Annotated in this window: 15 protein-coding genes and 2 tRNA genes; 1 reads left to right on the plus strand and 16 read right to left on the minus strand. The window is 49.6% G+C overall.

Annotation, left to right across the window (positions count from 1 at the left end; genetic code table 11):
* The first annotated feature begins 45 nt into the window (after window positions 1–45).
* Entirely contained in the window at window positions 46–1,437 is a 1,392-nt protein-coding gene (locus ACOJUO_RS02840; protein ID WP_422138854.1) for a hypothetical protein, read from the plus strand.
* 32 nt (window positions 1,438–1,469) lie between these two features.
* Here the strand turns inward: ACOJUO_RS02840 and ACOJUO_RS02845 are convergent, their stop codons facing one another.
* From ACOJUO_RS02845 to folP, 16 genes are all read right to left on the minus strand, one after another.
* Window positions 1,470–3,014, minus strand: a complete 1,545-nt coding sequence (locus ACOJUO_RS02845) for a hypothetical protein (protein WP_422138855.1) — start codon at window positions 3,012–3,014, stop codon at window positions 1,470–1,472.
* A gap of 308 nt (window positions 3,015–3,322) precedes the next feature.
* The gene (gene pnp / locus ACOJUO_RS02850) at window positions 3,323–5,422 is read right to left on the minus strand and encodes a polyribonucleotide nucleotidyltransferase (RefSeq protein WP_422135242.1); all 2,100 of its coding nucleotides are present in this window, start codon (window positions 5,420–5,422) and stop codon (window positions 3,323–3,325) included.
* A gap of 688 nt (window positions 5,423–6,110) precedes the next feature.
* Window positions 6,111–6,380, minus strand: coding sequence for a 30S ribosomal protein S15 (gene rpsO / locus ACOJUO_RS02855; RefSeq protein WP_422135243.1), 270 nt, complete (start codon window positions 6,378–6,380; stop codon window positions 6,111–6,113).
* A 166-nt stretch (window positions 6,381–6,546) separates the two neighbouring features.
* The gene (gene truB, locus ACOJUO_RS02860) at window positions 6,547–7,491 is read right to left on the minus strand and encodes a tRNA pseudouridine(55) synthase TruB (RefSeq protein WP_422135244.1); all 945 of its coding nucleotides are present in this window, start codon (window positions 7,489–7,491) and stop codon (window positions 6,547–6,549) included.
* A 3-nt stretch (window positions 7,492–7,494) separates the two neighbouring features.
* Complete coding sequence (gene rbfA, locus ACOJUO_RS02865; protein WP_422135245.1) at window positions 7,495–7,899, minus strand: 30S ribosome-binding factor RbfA; 405 nt, start codon at window positions 7,897–7,899, stop codon at window positions 7,495–7,497.
* Between the two features lie 90 nt (window positions 7,900–7,989).
* Window positions 7,990–10,566 carry a translation initiation factor IF-2 gene (gene infB, locus ACOJUO_RS02870; protein ID WP_422135246.1) on the minus strand — a complete coding sequence of 859 codons (2,577 nt, stop codon included), beginning with the start codon at window positions 10,564–10,566 and terminating at the stop codon, window positions 7,990–7,992.
* A 26-nt stretch (window positions 10,567–10,592) separates the two neighbouring features.
* Complete coding sequence (gene nusA, locus ACOJUO_RS02875; RefSeq protein ID WP_422135247.1) at window positions 10,593–12,086, minus strand: transcription termination factor NusA; 1,494 nt, start codon at window positions 12,084–12,086, stop codon at window positions 10,593–10,595.
* A 173-nt stretch (window positions 12,087–12,259) separates the two neighbouring features.
* Window positions 12,260–12,727: a ribosome maturation factor RimP gene (gene rimP, locus ACOJUO_RS02880; RefSeq protein ID WP_422135248.1), complete on the minus strand. Its 468-nt coding sequence runs from the start codon at window positions 12,725–12,727 to the stop codon at window positions 12,260–12,262.
* Between the two features lie 220 nt (window positions 12,728–12,947).
* Window positions 12,948–13,024, minus strand: a tRNA-Met gene (locus ACOJUO_RS02885).
* A 130-nt stretch (window positions 13,025–13,154) separates the two neighbouring features.
* Window positions 13,155–13,241, minus strand: a tRNA-Leu gene (locus ACOJUO_RS02890).
* Between the two features lie 35 nt (window positions 13,242–13,276).
* Window positions 13,277–13,720 (minus strand): preprotein translocase subunit SecG, encoded by a 444-nt coding sequence (gene secG, locus ACOJUO_RS02895; protein ID WP_422138856.1) that lies wholly within the window; start codon window positions 13,718–13,720, stop codon window positions 13,277–13,279.
* Between the two features lie 2 nt (window positions 13,721–13,722).
* Window positions 13,723–14,469, minus strand: a complete 747-nt coding sequence (tpiA, locus tag ACOJUO_RS02900; RefSeq protein WP_422135250.1) for a triose-phosphate isomerase — start codon at window positions 14,467–14,469, stop codon at window positions 13,723–13,725.
* A 250-nt stretch (window positions 14,470–14,719) separates the two neighbouring features.
* The gene (locus ACOJUO_RS02905; protein WP_422138857.1) at window positions 14,720–16,597 is read right to left on the minus strand and encodes a TRAP transporter permease; all 1,878 of its coding nucleotides are present in this window, start codon (window positions 16,595–16,597) and stop codon (window positions 14,720–14,722) included.
* A gap of 16 nt (window positions 16,598–16,613) precedes the next feature.
* The gene (locus tag ACOJUO_RS02910; protein WP_422135252.1) at window positions 16,614–17,531 is read right to left on the minus strand and encodes a TAXI family TRAP transporter solute-binding subunit; all 918 of its coding nucleotides are present in this window, start codon (window positions 17,529–17,531) and stop codon (window positions 16,614–16,616) included.
* A 219-nt stretch (window positions 17,532–17,750) separates the two neighbouring features.
* Window positions 17,751–19,088 (minus strand): phosphoglucosamine mutase, encoded by a 1,338-nt coding sequence (gene glmM, locus ACOJUO_RS02915; RefSeq protein WP_422135253.1) that lies wholly within the window; start codon window positions 19,086–19,088, stop codon window positions 17,751–17,753.
* A gap of 314 nt (window positions 19,089–19,402) precedes the next feature.
* Window positions 19,403–20,245 carry a dihydropteroate synthase gene (gene folP, locus ACOJUO_RS02920; RefSeq protein ID WP_422138858.1) on the minus strand — a complete coding sequence of 281 codons (843 nt, stop codon included), beginning with the start codon at window positions 20,243–20,245 and terminating at the stop codon, window positions 19,403–19,405.
* Window positions 20,246–20,377: the final 132 nt, after the last annotated feature.

The raw sequence follows: 20,377 nt of genomic DNA on the forward strand, positions 1-20,377 counted from the left end.
AGGGCATGGCTTAACAGCAGGATGCTTATTACAGGAATTAACAGGATGGACCATTTACGTACTTTATTACTGACCAGTCTGCTCTTTTTTACTGTCCAGGTATTTAGTGGCGAATTTTCACCCGGTTACCCTTCGGCATACCGCTACTTTCCGGAGCTGGCAGGTGCACTTGATAAAGACTCTGATGGCCTGCTCTCCCAAGATGAACTGATTGAGGGTTATCATGCTCCCTATTTGAACAAAGACCTTTACCAGACCATCAGGCTTTACCTTGTTAATTTCGAGCAATGGCAAAACCCTGTTACCGCTTTATTAAGCAGGGATAGTATTGAGCTGGCTGAACTGTCGGGGCAGGCCGCAAAGTATCACTACGAGCAGGACAACGGATTTTGGGATACCTGGCTTGCCAGGCCAGAACGGCAACCGTTTAACAACGCCTATAAACGGCTTTTCCCCCACGGCTTGACCAGTATTACTCCCGACAATCTACTGCAGAAACATTTTCCAGATTGTGTTCTGATTGCCTCACTGGCCTCAATTGCCAGCTCTGAAACCGGAAAAAGACTAATATTCAATTACTTCCATACGACGACGGATGAACGAACATTTGACATTGTTTTTCCGGGGATTGATGATGGCACGCTGATCCAATTCAGAGAAGTTGAGCGCTACTCACACTTTGCCGAAACACGTGATGGTGGTGTTTGGCTGGCTATGCTGGAAGCCGCTTACGCCCACCTGTCGAAACGTTTCATTAATGCAAATCGATATAATCGCCCGGCAAGATTCAAGTATCATCAATACTCAGAACTGGACGGGTTAGATGAAGAATCAGTTTTGACTGTACTGATGGGATCGCTTACCGATTTCGTCAACCCGCAACTTCAAACTCAGGAGCGATTGAAGAAGCAACTTAATTCTTTTGTCGATAATGAAAAAGCAGCCACTGTTTCCATTAGCCCACCCCATTCAGCTCCCTTGGGGCTGAGACCGTTCGCAGAAATTAGAACCGAACACGCCTACAGCCTGATTGGCTATGACAAAGAAAAAGATATCGTTTACATCCGAGACCCTGAAGGTGAGTCTGCTGCAGTTGAAAATCTGATTACCATTAATCAACACACTCAGCCTCTTTCCTCAGAAAATAGCGTAATATTTGAAGTCATGAGGAGTAATCTGGGGCATTTCAGCTATGGAGTCGCTTATGGCCTGACAAAGCCGCAAGTAAAGGACCTCCTGAAACATGCTGTACCGTACATATTCGACATAACCAAAGACACAATCCCACTTAACATCGAAGGATTCAGGTCTACTTCTGAGAGAAGCCCTGCCAGTACCGGCATTATTGAAATGCACATAGAGCAGTTCATTCAAACGTTTAATGACATGTTCATTAGCCAGTGCGGGCCGCACCATTGCCCAAACAACGACAATTGACATTCCGTCTGCAGCCTTCCTGGTTCTGCCCGTCACTTCCTGACTAGAATTTCAAAGGTATCTGAAGTAACCAGGGCGTTGGAGTCTCCGCAGGGCGTTGCAAATGATGCTTTACAGACTTTGCCCTCCTTAAAATACTGGCCGAAGGTTTTGAAACCGTTATTCATAAAACGACAAAAATATACCGGTACCCTGTCTATTCTTCTGCTAAAACCTGCAACGCTGTAACCGGCAATAATAGCCTCGTCAGGCAGATTATCCTCAAAAGCCTTCCAGCCAATCCTACCATTAATCACAGGTTTCAGGTAATCAGTAGCAATACTGCCATCCTGATTGGTAGCGACGTAGCCACTTTTTCCACTGGTACCTATATATCCACAATACTTATCAGATCCCTGCCCTGCCAGTGAGCCCAGGATAAACTCTTTGTAAGGCCTTCTGGGGGAGCAAAAGTATTCATAAACATCAAGATTGACTCCTCTGATATCTTGTTCAGATTCCATTGCTTGCCATACAACAGGAGACTGCTTGACTGGAAGGGCCTTCTTTCGTATAGGGATAAAATGGAGCATAGAGCCTGATGGGTTAGCACCAGCTATCAGTCCTGCACATCCATCTCCGCTTTCACGAACCCCATCGCTGTAATCGCTGTACCATTGGGTTCCGGGGCTGGCATCATTTTTACACAAAGTTTCATGACGCAGACTCCCAGACAAGAGTACTGTCGATGCAAAGAGTACCGGATGCCTAGGCTCTTTCCGAAATCGGTAGGAGCCTCTGCGATAAGTAACATTGATCTGATAATATTCTTCGTCAGTGACCAGAATGTCTCTGGGTAGCAGAGCCTCAACCCCCAAGGATGCCAGGAAATTATCTGTTATTCTACCCGATAAAAGACATCCGCTGAAATCATCGGGTGTGTTGGCCAGCATACCAACGAGGGTATAGACCCCTCCGCCCCACTCTAACTTGACTCGACAGAATCCGGTCGGTTGCTGATCATTGCAGCGACCCTTTTTGGTTAAAGGTGCTGGCAGTGGGGAATCACACTTTACGACCGCAGTCCCGAAGGGATCGGCCCGTTTATAGGAGGAAGTGTTTAACGGAAATAGTGCCGGCCGGAGATCACCTTCATTAAGGTGAGGGGGGTGCTTTTTTTTAAGAAAAGTCGCCCTTGCCCAAAGAAGTGTTGGCTTTTTCTTAGCGTCAGTGTAGTTATCCTCATCGACATCAAAAGGAATCAGGTTGTTCTGATCGATGATCGCTCTCTGAGAATTCTCAGGAAGCTGTATGCCCTCTACTAACGTGCCCTTTAATAGCGCAAATAGCTCACTGGGGCTGTTTTTAATATCACTTTGACTTGATGAGGAATCAACAGAACTGCTTTTCCCAGCTCTTGAGTCGCCCGACGGCAATGTCGGATCCAAATCGGATGGAAGAAGCGTTCCATTTTTTGATTGCTTTGAATCTGAGTGCGTAGGCCCTCCCTGGCGCTGCTCAACGGCAAAAGCAATTGCACCGTGAGTCACAGCGATGGATAAGACCAGCACGGGTAGAGCCCCTAAAACTCGTTTCATGCTTAAGCTCCTCGACCATAGTTACGGTAAAACCCGGTTAAAAGCCTGTTCGTAACACTCAACAAGACGACAGTATAGTTTTTATTTCAATGATAAATAGAATATAAATGACTTATAAAAACCGATTCTTATGAGATCTGGCTGTGAGTTTGTAGGTTTAATAGCAAATTATATAAATGACTTATAAAAACTGGTTCTAATGAAGTCTGACTTACAGCTTGGGAGTTCAGCGATTTAGCGGTGTGATAGGGAGATAATAAAACAGGGGCCACTGGCTCCTGTTTTATTAGAAAGTTACGCACTCAAGATCAGCCCTGCTGTTCTCTTGCACGCTCAACTTCTTTAATGCTGAGCTTAATACGACCACGGGAGTCAATATCCAGCACCACAACGTCGATAGTCTGGCCAACTTTCAAGTAGTCGGTCACATTCTCAACACGCTCATTGGCGATTTGAGAAATGTGCACAAGACCGTCTTTACCGGGCAAAACACTGACGAATGCGCCAAAGTCAAGAATACGAGTCACTTCACCGGTATAGATCTTACCAATCTCGGCTTCGGCAGTTATGCCGTAGACCATGTCATAGGCAGCCTTGGCTTTCTCGCTGTTCTCGGCAAAGATCTGTACCATACCGCTGTCGTCGATATCAACGGACGCACCCGTTTTATCGCAGATGCTGCGAATAGTAGAACCCCCTTTACCGATCACGTCACGAATCTTGTCCGGGTCAATTTTCAGAGACATGGTCATAGGCGCATTCGGGTTCAGTTCCGTACGAGCAGAACTGATGACCTTGTTCATCTCGCCCAGAATGTGCAGGCGGGCCTGCATAGCCTGCTCCAGGGCAATCTCCATGATCTCTTCCGTAATACCGGCAATCTTGATATCCATCTGCAGGGCAGTAATACCTTCAGAAGTACCCGCTACTTTAAAGTCCATATCACCCAAGTGGTCTTCATCACCCAGAATGTCGGTCAGAACAGCGAACTGATCACCTTCTTTAACCAGACCCATGGCGATACCGGCTACAGGTGCTTTCAAAGGCACACCTGCATCCATCAGGGCCAGGGAAGAACCGCAAACCGAAGCCATGGAGCTGGAACCGTTGGATTCTGTGATCTCGGAAACAACACGGATGGTGTACGGAAAATCTTCCTGAGTAGGCAGAACCGCCTGAACACCACGACGAGCCAGACGACCATGACCAATTTCACGACGACCAGGCGCTCCCATACGACCACACTCGCCTACAGAGTATGAAGGAAAGTTGTAGTGCAGCATGAATGGATCTTTGACTTCACCTTCCAGATTGTCAACGATCTGAGCGTCGCGAGTCGTCCCCAGAGTGGCGGTAACGATGGCCTGAGTTTCACCGCGGGTGAACAGGGATGAACCATGGGTCTTCTGCAGAACGCCGATCTCGACACCAATGTTACGGACCGTCCTGGTATCACGGCCATCGATACGAGGCATACCGCTGATGATGTTGCCACGTACAACATTTTTCTCCAGCTTGCCGAAGGCTTTTTCAACATCAGAAGTGTCGAAAGCACTGTTTTCACCAGCAATGGCTTCCAGCACTTCCTGGCGCAGCGATTTTACGGCAGCAGTACGATCCTGCTTGATGGTGATCTGGTAAGCTTCACGCATTTTGCCTTCGAAGGACGCTACTTTTTCTTTCAGCTCAGTGTTCTCAGCTGGCGCTTCCCACTCCCAGCGAGCCTTGCCAGCTTCTGCAGCCAGCTCTTTAACGGCCTGGATGACGGTCTGGTATTCCTGATGAGCAAATAAGACTGCTCCCAGCATTTCGTCTTCTGTCAGCTCCTGGGCTTCAGATTCAACCATCAGAACAGCGTCGTTGGTACCCGCTACTACCATGTCCAGCTCTGAAGTCTTCAGCTCTTCATAGTCAGGGTTCAGCAGATAGCCTTTCTCTTCATTGAAACCAACGCGCGCAGCACCAATAGGGCCATCGAAAGGAATACCTGATACAGCCAGAGCCGCAGAAGTAGCGACCATGGCGAGGATGTCCGGGTCGTTCTTTTTGTCAGTAGACATGACAGTACAGACAACCTGCACTTCATTCATGAACCCCTTAGGGAACAGAGGACGAATAGGACGATCGATCAAACGGGAGGTCAGAGTTTCTTTTTCGCTTGGACGGGATTCGCGCTTCAGGAAACCACCCGGTATTTTACCAGCAGCGTATGTTTTTTCCTGATAGTGCACAGAAAGCGGAAAGAAATCCTGACCTTCGTTTGCCTGCTTGGCACCCACTACGGTTGCCAAAACAGCAATATCGCCCATCTTGGCCAGGACGGCACCTGAAGCCTGACGAGCAACACGGCCAGTTTCCAGAGTGATGGTCTGATCACCGAACTGAAATGTTTTAATTACCGGATTCACAACGTTTTCCTATTGAGTGTGAATGAACCAATACAGTACCCGGTCATAGTGGCGTGACAGATGCAATTCTAAACCTTCTGGATAATGTACAGACCCCGCCTATCCAGACAGACTTGGAATTGCACCCTCTACTGACGACCAGAGTGCTGACATGTAATACCAATCGAACTTTCTAACTCCCTATTGCGCTGAAGATTTGAGCCTTAATCCTGCGTTGGCGATCGTCGCCATAGCTAAGGCTATGACTCCTCACGCCGCCTTGTCTTAAGGCTCAAATCTCCATGCTCATTGCGGGAGTTAGAAAATACGATTGGTATGAGTACCTGGTCAGGCACTTGAGAGGGGTAATCCCTCTCTTTAAAACCGTAAAAGCAATGTCGTCTTTATGGTTTTTTTAACCACAAGAAAAGTCAGAACCTTATTATACACTTATTTGCAATAAAGATTTCACAGCTTATCAGCAACACCTTGCTGCTTTTTACAACACACTGATTTTTCTTTTTTCCTGTGATCAACAATGCAAAAACACCGCCTGCCTCACAACGGAAGCCGGCGGTGCTTTAGCTGCACAGAAATACATTTATCAGACACAAAACTGTTCAATGTATCCTGTTCAACCCTGAGTTGAACTTGACAGAACAACCCAAAGTAGAATCCTGAATCCAGGTCAATAGCGAGACAGGCGCTATTAGCGACGCAGACCCAGACGCTCGATCAGGGAACGGTAACGCTCAACGTCTTTACCCTTCAGATAGTTCAGCATGCTACGACGCTGGTTTACCATGCGAATCAGACCACGACGGGAGTGGTGATCCTTGTGGTTTGCCTTGAAGTGCCCCTGCAGACCTTCGATGTTTGCAGTCAGCAGAGCAACCTGAACTTCAGGGCTACCGCTGTCGCCTTCAGTGCGACCGAATTTCTTGATGATTTCCGCTTTCTTTTTGGCAGTCAAAGCCATTGTTTTGTACTCCAGTTAATATGCATTCACAATCAGGCAAGACCGTGCATATTTACAGCCAGCCTTCAAAGTTTAACAGCACCTGCTGTCAACCAAGCGGGGCATTCTAACACCAACTTCCAACCGGAAGCCAGTCTGTTAAAACCACCACGCCAGAAAATCTGCCTCAGTTTCCAGAATTGATCAGCCGCCTGGGAGCGACACGACCGTCTTCATCAATCTCACCAATCCCCAGGAATCGAAAGACTTCCTGCCCTTCAACCTCTTCCTGGCCATAAATACGGACATTCCCTTTGGTTGGCGCCTGAGGTACCTGAACAGGCTGCCCCTGACTGATGTAGTAGCTGCTGGTTGCCCCCAGACGGATCTGAGGCCAGTCACTGACGGAAGTATCCAACGGTAATAAGAGCTCATCCAGAGCCCTGTGACCACCGCCGTCACGAATGTCTTCGAGCTCTTCCAAAGTGTGAGACTGGTGTTCAGTATATGGACCGGCTTTAATTCTGTGAAGTTCGGCAACATGCCCCAGACAACCAAGAGCCGCACCAACATCTTCAGCCAGTGTACGGATATAGGTGCCCTTGGAACAGTCCACTTCAAGGATTAACCTGTCACCTTCAAAATCCAGCAGTTCAAGACGATAGATAGTGATTCGGCGAGACGGACGCTCAACAACAATCCCCTGACGAGCCAGCTTATAAAGGGGCTCACCATTGTACTTCAACGCTGAATACATACTGGGAACCTGATCAACCTCACCACGGAAACGATCAAGGACAGTCTCGATATCAGAGCGGGTAACATTCACCGCACGCTGCTCAACAATCTCACCTTCACGGTCACCGGTCTCCGTCTGGATACCCAGCTTTACTTCCGTCCTGTAGGACTTATCGGACTCCAGCAGATACTGTGAAAACTTGGTCGCCTCACCCAGACAGATCGGCAAAACGCCTGTGGCCAGAGGGTCAAGACTGCCGGTATGACCGGCCTTGGCTGCACCATAAAGCCCCTTGACGCGTTGCAGAACGTCATTGGAACTGGCACCTTTGGGCTTATTCACAACAACAATACCGTCCACCCTGCGGCCACGGCTACGTCTGCGTTTAGACATCCATTACTCCTCAGACTCACCCTGATGATCACTGTCACCAGAACGAGCTTTTGCAATCAGCTCACTCATATACGCCCCACGCCTCAGGCTATTGTCATAGCGGAAACGCAACTGGGGAATGCTACGTAACTTGATGGAACGGGCCAGCTGGCTGCGCAGGAATCCGGCAGCACTCTGCAGCACCTCAAGGTCCTCATCAGCGCTTTTCTGGTTACTGACGCCTTTCTGGTCGTCTACACCCAGGAAAGAAACAAAAACATCGGCAAAGGCCAGGTCGCGGGAAACTTCTACCGCACTGACAGTGACCATACCCAGACGGGGATCTTTCATCTCCAGCTGGATCAGCTGTGCCAGTTCTTTCTGAATCTGGTCCGCCACCCGCTGGGTTCGACTGTATTCTTTAGCCATTGGGGATTCAATCCTGCTGATATGAGAAAGCCCGCAATCATTTCTGCGGGCTTCTTTGACGGGCAACCGAATGAGATCGGCCGAGCCTGATTAAAGAGTACGCTTGACCTCGACAGTCTTGTACACTTCGATCTTATCGCCTGGCTTAACGTCGTTGTAGGACTTAACCGCGATACCACACTCCATGCCTTCGCGCACATCCTGCACGTCATCCTTGAAGCGACGCAGGGATTCCAGTTCGCCTTCAAAGATAACCACGTTGTCACGCAGAACACGGATACGGTCGTTGCGGTAAACAGTACCTTCAATAACCATACAGCCAGCCACCGCACCGAACTTCGGAGAACGGAAGACGTCACGCACTTCTGCGGTACCAACAATCTGCTCACGGGTGTCGGAGCCCAGCATACCGCCCAGAGCCTTCTTAACATCTTCGATGATGTCGTAGATGACGCTGTAGTAGCGGAGATCCAGTTCTTCTGCCTCAATCACCCTGCGGGCAGAGGCATCAGCACGAACATTAAAGCCGACAATAACAGCGTTGGAAGCCAGAGCGAGGTTAGCGTCGGTTTCAGTGATACCACCTACGCCGCCAGAAATAACCTTAACCTGTACTTCATCATTACCCTGCTCTTCCAGAGAAGTCGTCAGAGCTTCCAGAGAACCTCGTACGTCTGCTTTCAGAACGATATTGAGAGTTTTCTTCTCTTCAGAGCCCATGCTGGAGAAGATATTTTCCAGCTTGGAAGCCTGCTGACGAGCCAGTTTGACTTCACGGTATTTACCCTGACGGAACAGTGCGATTTCACGAGCCTTACGCTCATCCTTAACCACAATCAGCTCATCACCGGCATCAGGCGTACCGTCCAAGCCCAGAATTTCAACCGGGATGGAAGGACCTGCATCCTTGATCGCCTTACCGTCTTCATCCAGCATCGCACGAACACGACCGTACTGCTGACCTACCAGAATGTTGTCACCCTGTTGCAGGTTACCGGACTGAACCAGAACCGTAGCGACAGGGCCACGACCTTTATCCAGACGGGATTCAACCACCACGCCTTTAGCCGGACCTTCGTCAGCAGCAGACAGTTCAAGAACCTCAGCCTGAAGAAGCACCGCTTCCAGCAGCTCGTCAATACCCTGACCGGTCAGAGCCGATACATGAATAAACTGGGTGTCACCACCCCACTCTTCAGGAATGACTTCCCTCGCAGCCAGTTCATTCTTCACACGATCAGGATCTGCAGCTTCCTTATCGATCTTGTTCACAGCAACAACCACAGGAACACCGGCAGCCTTGGCGTGCTGAACCGCTTCTTCGGTCTGAGGCATAACACCATCGTCAGCTGCAACCACCAGAATGACGATATCCGTTGCCTTGGCACCACGAGCACGCATAGCGGTAAAGGCCGCGTGTCCAGGAGTATCCAAGAAGGACACCATACCGCGTGGCGTATCTACATGATAAGCACCAATGTGTTGAGTAATACCACCGGCCTCGCCAGCTTGCACACGACTCTTGCGGATATAGTCCAGCAGGGAGGTCTTACCGTGGTCAACGTGACCCATTACCGTGACAACCGGTGCACGAGGCCTCTCTTCAAACTCGGTTACGCTACCTTCCTGATTTTCAGTCAGGGAGTCTTCAATGCTGTCAGCCTTAGCCAACTTGAAGGTGTGACCCATCTCTTCAACCACGATGGACGCTGTATCCTGGTCGATCACCTGGTTGATGGTCACCATGGAGCCCATCTTGAACATTGCCTTGATGACGTCAGCGGCCTTCACGGCCATTTTTTGCGCCAGTTCAGCAACAGTGATGGTCTCAGGAATTGAGACTTCACGTATCACCGGAGCGGTTGGCTTGGTGAAGCCGTGAGCGGCCATGGATTCAGGCGTGATAGTTCGAGCTGCCTTACGGCCGCCACGACGATCGTCTTTACGACCGGCGCTACGTCCGCCACGCTTCTCACCACGACGACCGCGCTCTTCACGGGGCTCATCACGGCGATCTTTGGCTTTACGATTACGACCTCGCTTATCACCTTCCGGAGTCGGCATTGGCGCTGCTGCTGGATCAAAGCCAGGTGCAGAAGGACCATCACGACGAGCCGGACGATCTCCGTCACGGCGCGGTGGGCGGTCGCCATCACGACGTGGTGGGCGATCACCATCACGACGCTGAGGACGATCACCATCACGACGCTGAGGACGATCACCATCACGACGCGGTGGGCGATCGCCGTCACGACGCTGCTGAGGACGATCGCCGTCACGACGCTGAGGACGGTCACCATCACGGCGTGAGTCACCACGAGCCCGCTTTTCTTCCGGCTTCTGCTCTTCCGCTTTTTCGTTCTTGACGTAGGTACGCTTCTTGCGAACTTCTACATTGACAACTTTTTTCTTACCAGCGCCACCACCGCCAGATACTTTCATCTGACTGACAGTTTTGCGCTTGAGGGTGATCTTGGTTGGCTCAGCAGTACCTGTATGATCACCGTGAATGCTTTTCAGGTGAGCCAGCAACTGCTTCTTTTCTGCATCCGACACGGCTTCCGAAGCCTTTGTCTGCTTCAGGCCCGCATCCTGCATCTGCTGCAGCAACCTTTCGACCGGAGCGCCGACCACCTTCGCGAGTTGTTCTACGGTTACTTCTGCCATTAACACTTCTCCTCTCAGTGGCCCGCTCAGTTACCAGCTTCCTCGAACCAGGGAGCACGCGCCGTCATAATCAATTCACCCGCACGCGTCTCGTCCATACCTTCAATTTCGAGAAGGTCGTCAATGGACTGCTCCGCCAGATCTTCCATAGTAATGACACCCAGGCTGGCCAGCTCCAGTGCCAGCTCCTCATCCATACCGTCCATAGTCAGAAGGTCTTCAGCTGGCTGTGCGCCATCTAGCTTTTCTTCTCGAGCAATGGCCTGGGTCAGCAGCTTGTCTTTCGCACGAGTGCGAAGCTCTTCCACGATGTCTTCATCCATGCCTTCAATTGCCACCATCTCTTCCAGTGGGACATAGGCAATTTCTTCAACGGTGGTGAATCCTTCGTCGACCAGCAGCTGCGCCAGTTCTTCATCAATGTCGAGCAGATCAATAAAACTCTGTTTAAACCTGTCCGCTTCCTTTTCCTGTTTGGCAGCGGCTTCAGCTTCTGTCATAACGTTCAATTTCCAGCCAGTCAGCTCACTGGCCAGTCGAACATTCTGACCACTACGACCAATGGCCTGGGCCAGATTATCCTCACTGACTGCGATATCCATAGTTCCGGAATCTTCGTCAACGATGATGGAGGCAACCTCTGCAGGCTGCATGGCATTAATCACATACTGGACAGGGTTTTCGTCGAACAGAACAATGTCGATACGTTCATTACCCAACTCGCCGGATACCGCCTGTACACGAGCACCGCGCATACCTACGCAAGCACCTACCGGATCAATGCGACCGTCATTGGTTTTAACGGCAATCTTTGCCCTTGAGCCCGGGTCACGGGCAGCCGCCCTGATCTCCAGAACCTCTTCAGCAATCTCTGGCACTTCAATGCGGAACAATTCAATCAGCATTTCAGGCGCAGTTCGGGACAGCATCAGCTGCGGTCCACGACCTTCCGTGGAAATTTCACTGAGCAGTGCCCTTACATGACTTCCCATACGGAAGTTCTCACGTGGCAAGACGCTATCCTTACGCATGACTGCTTCAGCATTGTTGCCAAGGTCAACAATAATACTGTCACGAGTCGTTTTCTTTACGGTTCCATTAATCAGATCGCCCAGCTTGTCACGATATTGCTCAACCATTTGGGCACGTTCAGCTTCACGCACTTTCTGAACAATAACCTGTTTGGCAGTCTGGGCTGCTATCCGTCCAAATGCTACAGACTCAACCTGCTCTTCCCAGACACCACCGATTTCCAGTGACTCATCCTTTTCCTTACCCTCATCCAGGGTAAAGTGCATGCCAGGAAACTCGAAATCTTCGTCAGCAACTACAGTCCAACGACGGAAGGTATCGTATTCACCACTGCTGCGGTCAATCGCCACCCGGATATCAACTTCGGTTTCGTAACGCTTTTTGGTCGCGGTCGCCAGAGCAATTTCCATAGCCTCGAAGATCACTTCGGGTGGAACGCCCTTCTCGTTGGAAACGGACTCAACGACCAACAGAATTTCTTTACTCATGCTCTGCCTCGCCTATGCTGAACCAGTCCATGCCTTTGCCAACACTTCCCTGGCCGTTAACCGGGAAGACCCCTGCCTGTAATCAACTTTGTTATTGCAGACAACGGCTAACAACCCGGCCTGAACCTTGTTCTCAATCTTTTATCTGGTCATTACCAGTTTTGAGTCTGAAGTTAGTCGAATCTCGGTATCACCTGAGCCTTGTCTATGCTCTCAATGGGAAGAAGCAGTTCGTGATCATCGACAACTAACACCACGTCCTGATCTTCAACCCCTCTTACAATACCCCTGTACTTGCGACGCCCTTCAAAAGGCACCCTCAAACGCACATTAACTTCTGCCCCCGCCCAGGCTACAAAGTGCTCAAGAGTAAACAGCTGCCTGTCTACTCCGGGCGATGAGACTTCGAGGGTATATTCTTCCGTAATGGGATCTTCCACATCGAGAACCCCACTGACCTGGCGACTGACGACCTCACAGTCATCCAGTTGAATTCCCTTTTCTTTATCAAGGGAATCAATATAAATGCGAAGCATTGACTGCTTACCCTGAGATTTGAACTCAACTCCCCAAAGCTGATAGCCAAGGGATTCAACCACGGGTCCAATCAATGCTTCCAGCTGCGACTGCTTGCCTGCCACGTTGGAAACACCTGTCTGCAAAAACAAAAAAAGGGCTTAAAAGCCCTGTCTCTTCTATGCACCCAGTTTTCCAGCTGGACGCAACTAATTAACCTACCAAAGTCACGCCATCAGACATGAATTCAATAGACTCCCAGAGCCCTGTCGAGACCGACACCTCAAGCCCAACAAAAGACTCTGACGCACCTAATAAAAAACCCCATAATGGGGTTTAATTATTTGGTAGCGGGGGCCAGATTCGAACTGACGACCTTCGGGTTATGAGCCCGACGAGCTACCAGGCTGCTCCACCCCGCATCAAACCTACTCCAGTATACTGCCAGCTAAAAACCTGCTTCACAAGCCATAACTGTAGATACGCCTTTTAATCATTACAACACTAAACCAAATTCTTTTCTTCCATTTACTGAAAAAGTTAATGGCAATTTGGTGCCCAGGGCGGGACTTGAACCCGCACGACCGTTAGGCCACCGCCCCCTCAAGACGGCGTGTCTACCAATTCCACCACCTGGGCAAACACCACCACTACATCCTGCTTAAAGCTAGTCCTTACTGGACTGGAGGCAGAGACAGCTCTTTATTCTGCTCGTCGCTTTCGACGGGTTGTGATTCTATCACAGGAGCATCGCTCTCGACACTCTTTTCTGAGCCTATACCTGAGCTCGTTTCTGAAGCGGCTTCCGGAGCGATCGGTGCATCACCGGCCGGAACGGACTCCTCAACAACTACAGCTGGCACACCTGCATCACCGATACTGTCTGCCTTTTGCCTGGCCACCATAGCCAGAGCAAAACTGGTCACAAAAAACACCGTTGCCAGAATCGCCGTAGTACGACTCATAAAGTTGCCAGTACCCTGACTACCAAACACTGTTTGTGACGCACCGGACCCAAAACTGGCACCGGCTTCCGCACCCTTACCCTGCTGCAACAAAATCAGACCGACTACGGCAGCAGAGGCAAGAACATGAACAATAAGAATTATGGTTTCCATCACTATCCTGCAGCGCGACAGATCGCCTGGAACTCTTCAGCAACCAATGAGGCTCCCCCCACAAGACCACCGTCAACATCCGGCAAAGCGATCAGGTCTGCAGCATTAGCTGCTTTCATGCTACCACCGTACAGAATACGAGTTCTGCCAGCCATAGCCTGATCATGTTCTGCCAGCAAGCTGCGAATCACAGCATGCACTTCCTGCGCCTGTTCCGGTGTTGCAGTCAGCCCGGTTCCAATAGCCCATACGGGCTCATAAGCGATCACAAAATTTGCCAAACGCTCCGGACCAGCAGTCCGCAGCACAGCTTCGACCTGAGCTGTCACCACCTTCATGGTGCTGCCAGCTTCTCGCTCTTGCAGAGTTTCACCCACACAAAGGATAGGCACCAAACCCTGATCAGCCAGAGCACAGAATTTCGCAGCAACTTCCTCATCACCCTCTCCAAACAGAGAGCGACGCTCAGAATGACCAATGATCACGTATTCAATACCAAGATCTTTGACCATCAGAGGCGAAACCTCGCCAGTATAAGCGCCAGATGTCTTGTCAGAGACATTCTGCAAGCCAACTTTTATAGCACTAACAGCCAATATTTCGCAAATGCCTTGAGCATAAATCGAAGGAGGACAAACCAGGACTTCAGCTTTAGTATCAAGACCGGAAACAAGTTTACCCAGTAATTGACGGTTCTCTTCGAGAGATCCATTCATCTTCCAATTACCGGCAACCAGTGGCTGGCGCATACTGCTCACCTCAACATTCGCGAGGTCGGCATACTAACCCAAGTTCCTTTGTTATACAACTGTGATGACACCTTTCACTGGCAATTTTCCAACAGCGGATGAAAATCAATAAACTCATAACCAGTCAAGCACTTAGAGAATCACTACTGCTCATTCAAGGCCAGTGCATGAATAGCCTTCAAGAACGTTAACTTTATATCAGAGTACTGCACATTAGCTGATGAATGAGAGCGCGACCGGCCCATATCACTCAACTCGAATGAGAACGCAACACAGCCCCAGTTGCTCGCCACTGCATTAACAACAGCATCATTACAAGAAAAATACCCAAAAAGCCTAAACCCGCAGGATTAAACAGTAGAACTGGTAAACTGCTGAAGGCCAAACCTCTTTCCAACAGGCTTAATCTTCTAATCAGGTAACCTTCGACAACAACAGCCATGCTAATAATGATGGCTATTGTCCGGGCAACCGCGATAACCAATCCGGCAAAATCCTCTCCAGTATTAATTAAACCGGTATAGGCCATCACAATCGGAATCAAAAATAAGCCCGCCGCCAACTTGAACGCCTCAACGGAAGATTTAATTGGACTGGCATTAGCAACACCCGCTCCCGCAAACGCTGCCAGAGCGATAGGAGGCGTTACATTGGAAGTCTGAGACAACCAGAAAACCATCAGATGCGATGTCAACAGAGGCAATCCAAAATCACCCAACAAAGGTACAGCCATTACCGCCAATACTATATAGGCAGCAGTGACAGGCAATCCCATTCCAAGCACCAGGGCAACAAGACTGATGAGAATCAGCGCAGTAAACATATACCCACCGGAAAGTGCCATAACGAACTGCGTAAACTGCAACCCAATACCGGTCTGCCCTACTACACCAACAATAATTCCTGCCGCTGCACAGGCAACAGAGATAGGCAAGGCCAGCAGCGCACCCGACTTAAGCCCTTCAATGATCTTGCTGACACCTATACGACTATGACTTCTCAGTGACGCCGCCACCAGAATAGCCGCACAACCGGCCACCCCCACCAGAAGAGGCGAGTACCCGATCATCAGCAGGCTAGTAATCAGGGCCAGGGGAAGAAGGAAGTGAGCACCCTGCTTCATGACACTCCATACCGCTTCAGTCCGACTGACTGTTGGCAATTCAAGTTTGCAGGCCATGATATGGACGTACAACAGTGTACAGAAGAAGTAGAGCAGTGCAGGCGCAATGGAGGCAATCATGATGTCGCTGTAGGGCACACCGGTAAATTGCGCCATCACAAAAGCACCTGCCCCCATAATAGGTGGCATTATTTGCCCACCGGTTGATGCAGCGGCTTCGATACCTGCAGCCTGTTCTGGCTTATAACCCAGTTTTTTCATCATCGGTATGGTGATGGAGCCAGTGGTCACCGTATTGGCAATAGCAGATCCGGAAATAGAACCCAGACCAGCGGAAGCAATAACGGCTGCCTTGGCAGGCCCTCCCCGGTATTTACCGGCAATAGCAAATGCCAGATCAATAAAGAACTTGCCTGCGCCTGTTACCTCAAGGAAGGCTCCAAACAGAACAAAGATAAAGACAGTGGTGGCCGCAATGCCCAGCGCAGAACCAAACACGCCATTACTGGAAAAGATCTGAAACTGCACCCATTCCTGAACACTGTAACTCTTGGTTGCCAGAGCACCTGGCAGCATATCCCCAAAACCACTATAAGCCAGGAACAACAATGCTATGAACACCATCACCCAGCCTACAGCCCGACGACAGGCCTCCATCATCAGCACCACATAGACGACACCAGCATAAAGGTCATAATCGGAAAGACCATACAGAAGATAGTTAATATCGTTGTAGTCAAAGTTAATAATTCGAAAGCCCGCCACCACAGTAGCCAGGGCCAGAATCAAATCAAACAGCCTGACTGGCACAAAAAAACGACTCTCTTCGTTTTTCAGCAAAGGATAATTAAGAAATATCAGCACCATGACCCAGGCCAGATGAACCGGCCTGAAATAGGTGGCAGAAATCGTCGAGGTAATCCCCTGCCAGATCTGAAACACAGACAGAAGTACTGCACAGACAAGAACCAGATAACCCAGCGCTTTGATCACGACTTTATTCATTCGGCCACCCGAAAACTCAATTGATGGAATTCAGGTATTTTTCAGCACCCGGATGCAAAGGCACACCGGACAGGCGAGTGGCATTGCCTTTGGTAGTGGCTTCGGCCACTTTTACCACCTTGCGAACATCATCCATGTTTTCAAAAGCTGCTTTAGTAAGGCTGAAAGCCATGTCGTCAGACATATCAGCTCGCACGACGAGGACATTCCAGATACTCAGGGTATCAACCGCTTCAACGCCGTTGTATACATCACCCGGAATGGTATAACTGCTGTAAGCAGGGTTTTCAGCAATGAATTTCTCACGCTCTTTTTCAGAGACTGGCAGGACACGAATCGGGTGAGTCAGAGCGACTTGGGTTACAGCGCCTACTCCCTGACCACCGACAATAAAGCCCGCATCAACCTGACCATTAGCCAGAGCATTAGTGGTTTCAGAATAATTCAGGTAAACAGCGCGGATATCTTTTTTGGGATCAACACCCACACTCTCCAACAGTGCAGCAGAGGTAACAGCGGTCCCGGAACCCGGTGCACCCAAAGAAACCCGCTTACCTTTGAGGTCAGACAGTTTGGCGATGTCCGAGCTTTGAAGGGTCAAAGCATGAACCAGATTTGGATAGAGGGCAAACAACACCTTTACCGGCATCTCACCGGGAAACTTGCCTTCACCCCTGTATGCATCGAGAACCACATTCCCCATGGCAATGCCAGCCAGCATATCGCCACGAACAACCTTGATAGTATTTTCAACAGAAGCGGCAGTAACTTCTGCTTTTACATTAACCCCATGAACCTTATCAGACCAAACTTTTGCCAGTGCACCACCGAGCGGATAATAAATACCACTTTGACCACCGGTACCAATGGAGTAGTTCTGTGCAAAAGAGAACGCTGGCAGGATCAGCATAAAGAGGGCAGCGACAAAACGCATGATATTTCCCCTGTAAAATATTTTTTATTTTTCTTTCGAGCAACAGCAGTCAAGTCCGGGTAGACTGACCCGTACAAATTTGACACGCCGGTTTTTTATCCTACCTAAGGAAAGTAATTCAGAGAAGCAAGAGGTTGCTTAAAACTGTCGTAGATCAATAATAAACTTCAAAAGCAACAGACTGACTGGAAATCATCCAGCCAGCCTGTAAAACGAGAATCAGGACATTTCCCGTTCAACCACCATGGCCAGTCTTTCGGTGTGAGCACGAACTTCTTCGGCATTCTCACCCTCTACCATGACACGGATAACAGGCTCAGTGCCGGAAGGCCTCAAGAGCACACGACCACGACCTGTCAGTTCAGTTTCAGACTGTTGCACAGCGGCAACAATACCCGGTACTTTATCAGTGTCTTTTTTCTCTTTTACCCGGACATTAATCATGGTCTGCGGGTACTTGCTCATTCCTCTACGCAGCTCAGACAGTTTTTTACCTGAACGAACTACGGCCTTCAAAACTTGCAGCGCAGAGACAATACCATCACCGGTGGTGGACACATCTCTACAGATGATATGACCGGAGGACTCACCACCTATCTGCCAATCATGCTCCAGCAGTAACTCATTGACATAACGATCACCGACTTTGGCTCGGGCAAAAGGAATATTGTTGGCTTCCAGAGCTTTCTCCATTCCCAGGTTTGTCATCAGAGTGCCGACAACCCCTCCCTTCAGCTCATTATGTTGACGACGATCCAGAGCAATAGCGAACAGCAGCTCATCACCATCAACAATCTCACCATTGTCATCCACCATGATGACTCGATCGCCATCACCATCAAAAGCAATTCCCAGATCAGCTTCACGTTCTTTGACAATTTCAGCCAGATTGTCAGGCTGGGTAGAACCACAACCCTCATTGATATTCAAACCGTTCGGGTTAATTCCAATGGCTTGAACATTGGCACCCAGCTCTCTGAACACAGCAGGACCCACCTGATAGGTAGCACCATGACCGGCATCAATCACGATATTCATGCCACGCAAGTCGAGAGGGTAGACAGTACTGGCTTTGCAATATTCGATATAACGACCGGAAGCATCATCCAGTCGGGTCACTTTACCCAGCTCACCAGAGTCAACGACCTCAATAACACCTTCTATCAGAGCCTCGATTTTTGCTTCAACATCGTCTGGCAATTTGCTGCCATTACCGGTAAAGAACTTGATACCGTTGTCGTAGAAAGGATTATGAGAGGCACTGATTACAATTCCGGCCTGACCATTAAAAGTGCGGGTCAGATAAGCGATAGCAGGTGTCGGCATAGGACCGGTCAGACACACGTCAATACCCGCCGCAGAAAGACCGGCCTCCAGAGCAGACTCAAACATGTAGCCGGAGATACGGGTATCCTTACCAATAACGACTTTACCCTCGCCCTCTGCTGCCAGAACCTTACCCGCAGCCCAGCCCAGCTTGAGAACGAAATCCGGGGTAATAGGAAACTCACCCACCTTGCCTCGAATACCATCGGTGCCGAAAAATTTGCGACCCATAAAGCAACCCTTATGCAATAATCTGGCGCCTGAATCCGCTGTCAGACAGCACTCTCAAATGGCTAGACAAAAAGGAGTGACAGGTGAAAACAGGCGATATTCTGCTTTGCCATGATGGCGTCGCAGAACAAAAAATACTGAAGATATACTCTGAATTATGACATGACTGTCATACAGACTTAATAGAAATGATTGTCTTACAAATGACAAAATTCTCCCTACCTGCGCTTAGAGCCAACGCTGCGAAAAAAGGGAGAAATAGAAAAAAGAATCAGAGCCAATGCCTGCCCACAAGAGCAGGCGATTAAAACACCTTAAGCATTCCTGACTGCATCTACCATACGAACTGCATCAACGGTTTCAGCAACATCATGAACTCGAATAATTTGAGCCCCTGCCCGGGCAGCCAGAGTAGCAACGGCAAGACTTGCACTTAACCTCTGCTCTGCAGGCTTATTCAACACAACACCAATGAATGACTTTCTGGACATTCCTGCCAACACCGGGAAGTTAAGAGCAAGCACACGATCCAGATGTTTGAGTAACTGCAGATCATGGGCAGGTGTTTTTCCAAACATGCCGCCACCAAATCCCGGATCAAGTATCAGTCGATCTCTGGTAATACCCGCCGTTTCACAGGCACTGACACGCTCAAGCAGATACTCATTCACTTCGCTGACCAGATCATCGTATTGAGGCACAAAGCCTGGTTCTGTCTGTTCAACCAGCGAATGCATCAAAACGACAGGAAGGTCGGTGGCGGCCGCCGCCTCAAGAGCTCCGGGCCTCAACAGAGCACGCACATCATTAATCATGCCTGCACCGGCTTTGCTGGCTTCAGAAATAACCAGGGCAGAACTGGTATCCACAGAGACCACCTGATCAAAGTTCGTTCTCAAAGCTTCCACAACAGGCACAACCCTCTCAAGCTCCTGCTCACTGGTGACTGTTCCGTCTGCTCCTGGCCTTGTGGATTCACCACCCACATCCAGAATATCGACCCCATCGCGAACCATTTGCTCAGCACTACTCAGCACCTGATCCAGACTCTGATAACGACTGCTTTCATAAAAGGAGTCCGGGGTAATATTCAATACTCCCATGACCAGCGTTCGGTCAAAAGTCAGAGACTTTCCGGCACAATTTAACGTCTTCATTTTTTTCATATACCCAATCTACGAATACCACTAAAAATCATCCAGACTCAGCTACTGCCTGATTTTACAGGCCAATTGTTGAGACTCTCTTTCATTCTGCCCATCAATCAGGCTTTACAGCGCCCGTCTGGA

The sequence above is a fragment of the Endozoicomonas sp. ALC020 genome (assembly GCF_049275935.1).
Taxonomy (GTDB): domain Bacteria; phylum Pseudomonadota; class Gammaproteobacteria; order Pseudomonadales; family Endozoicomonadaceae; genus Endozoicomonas_A.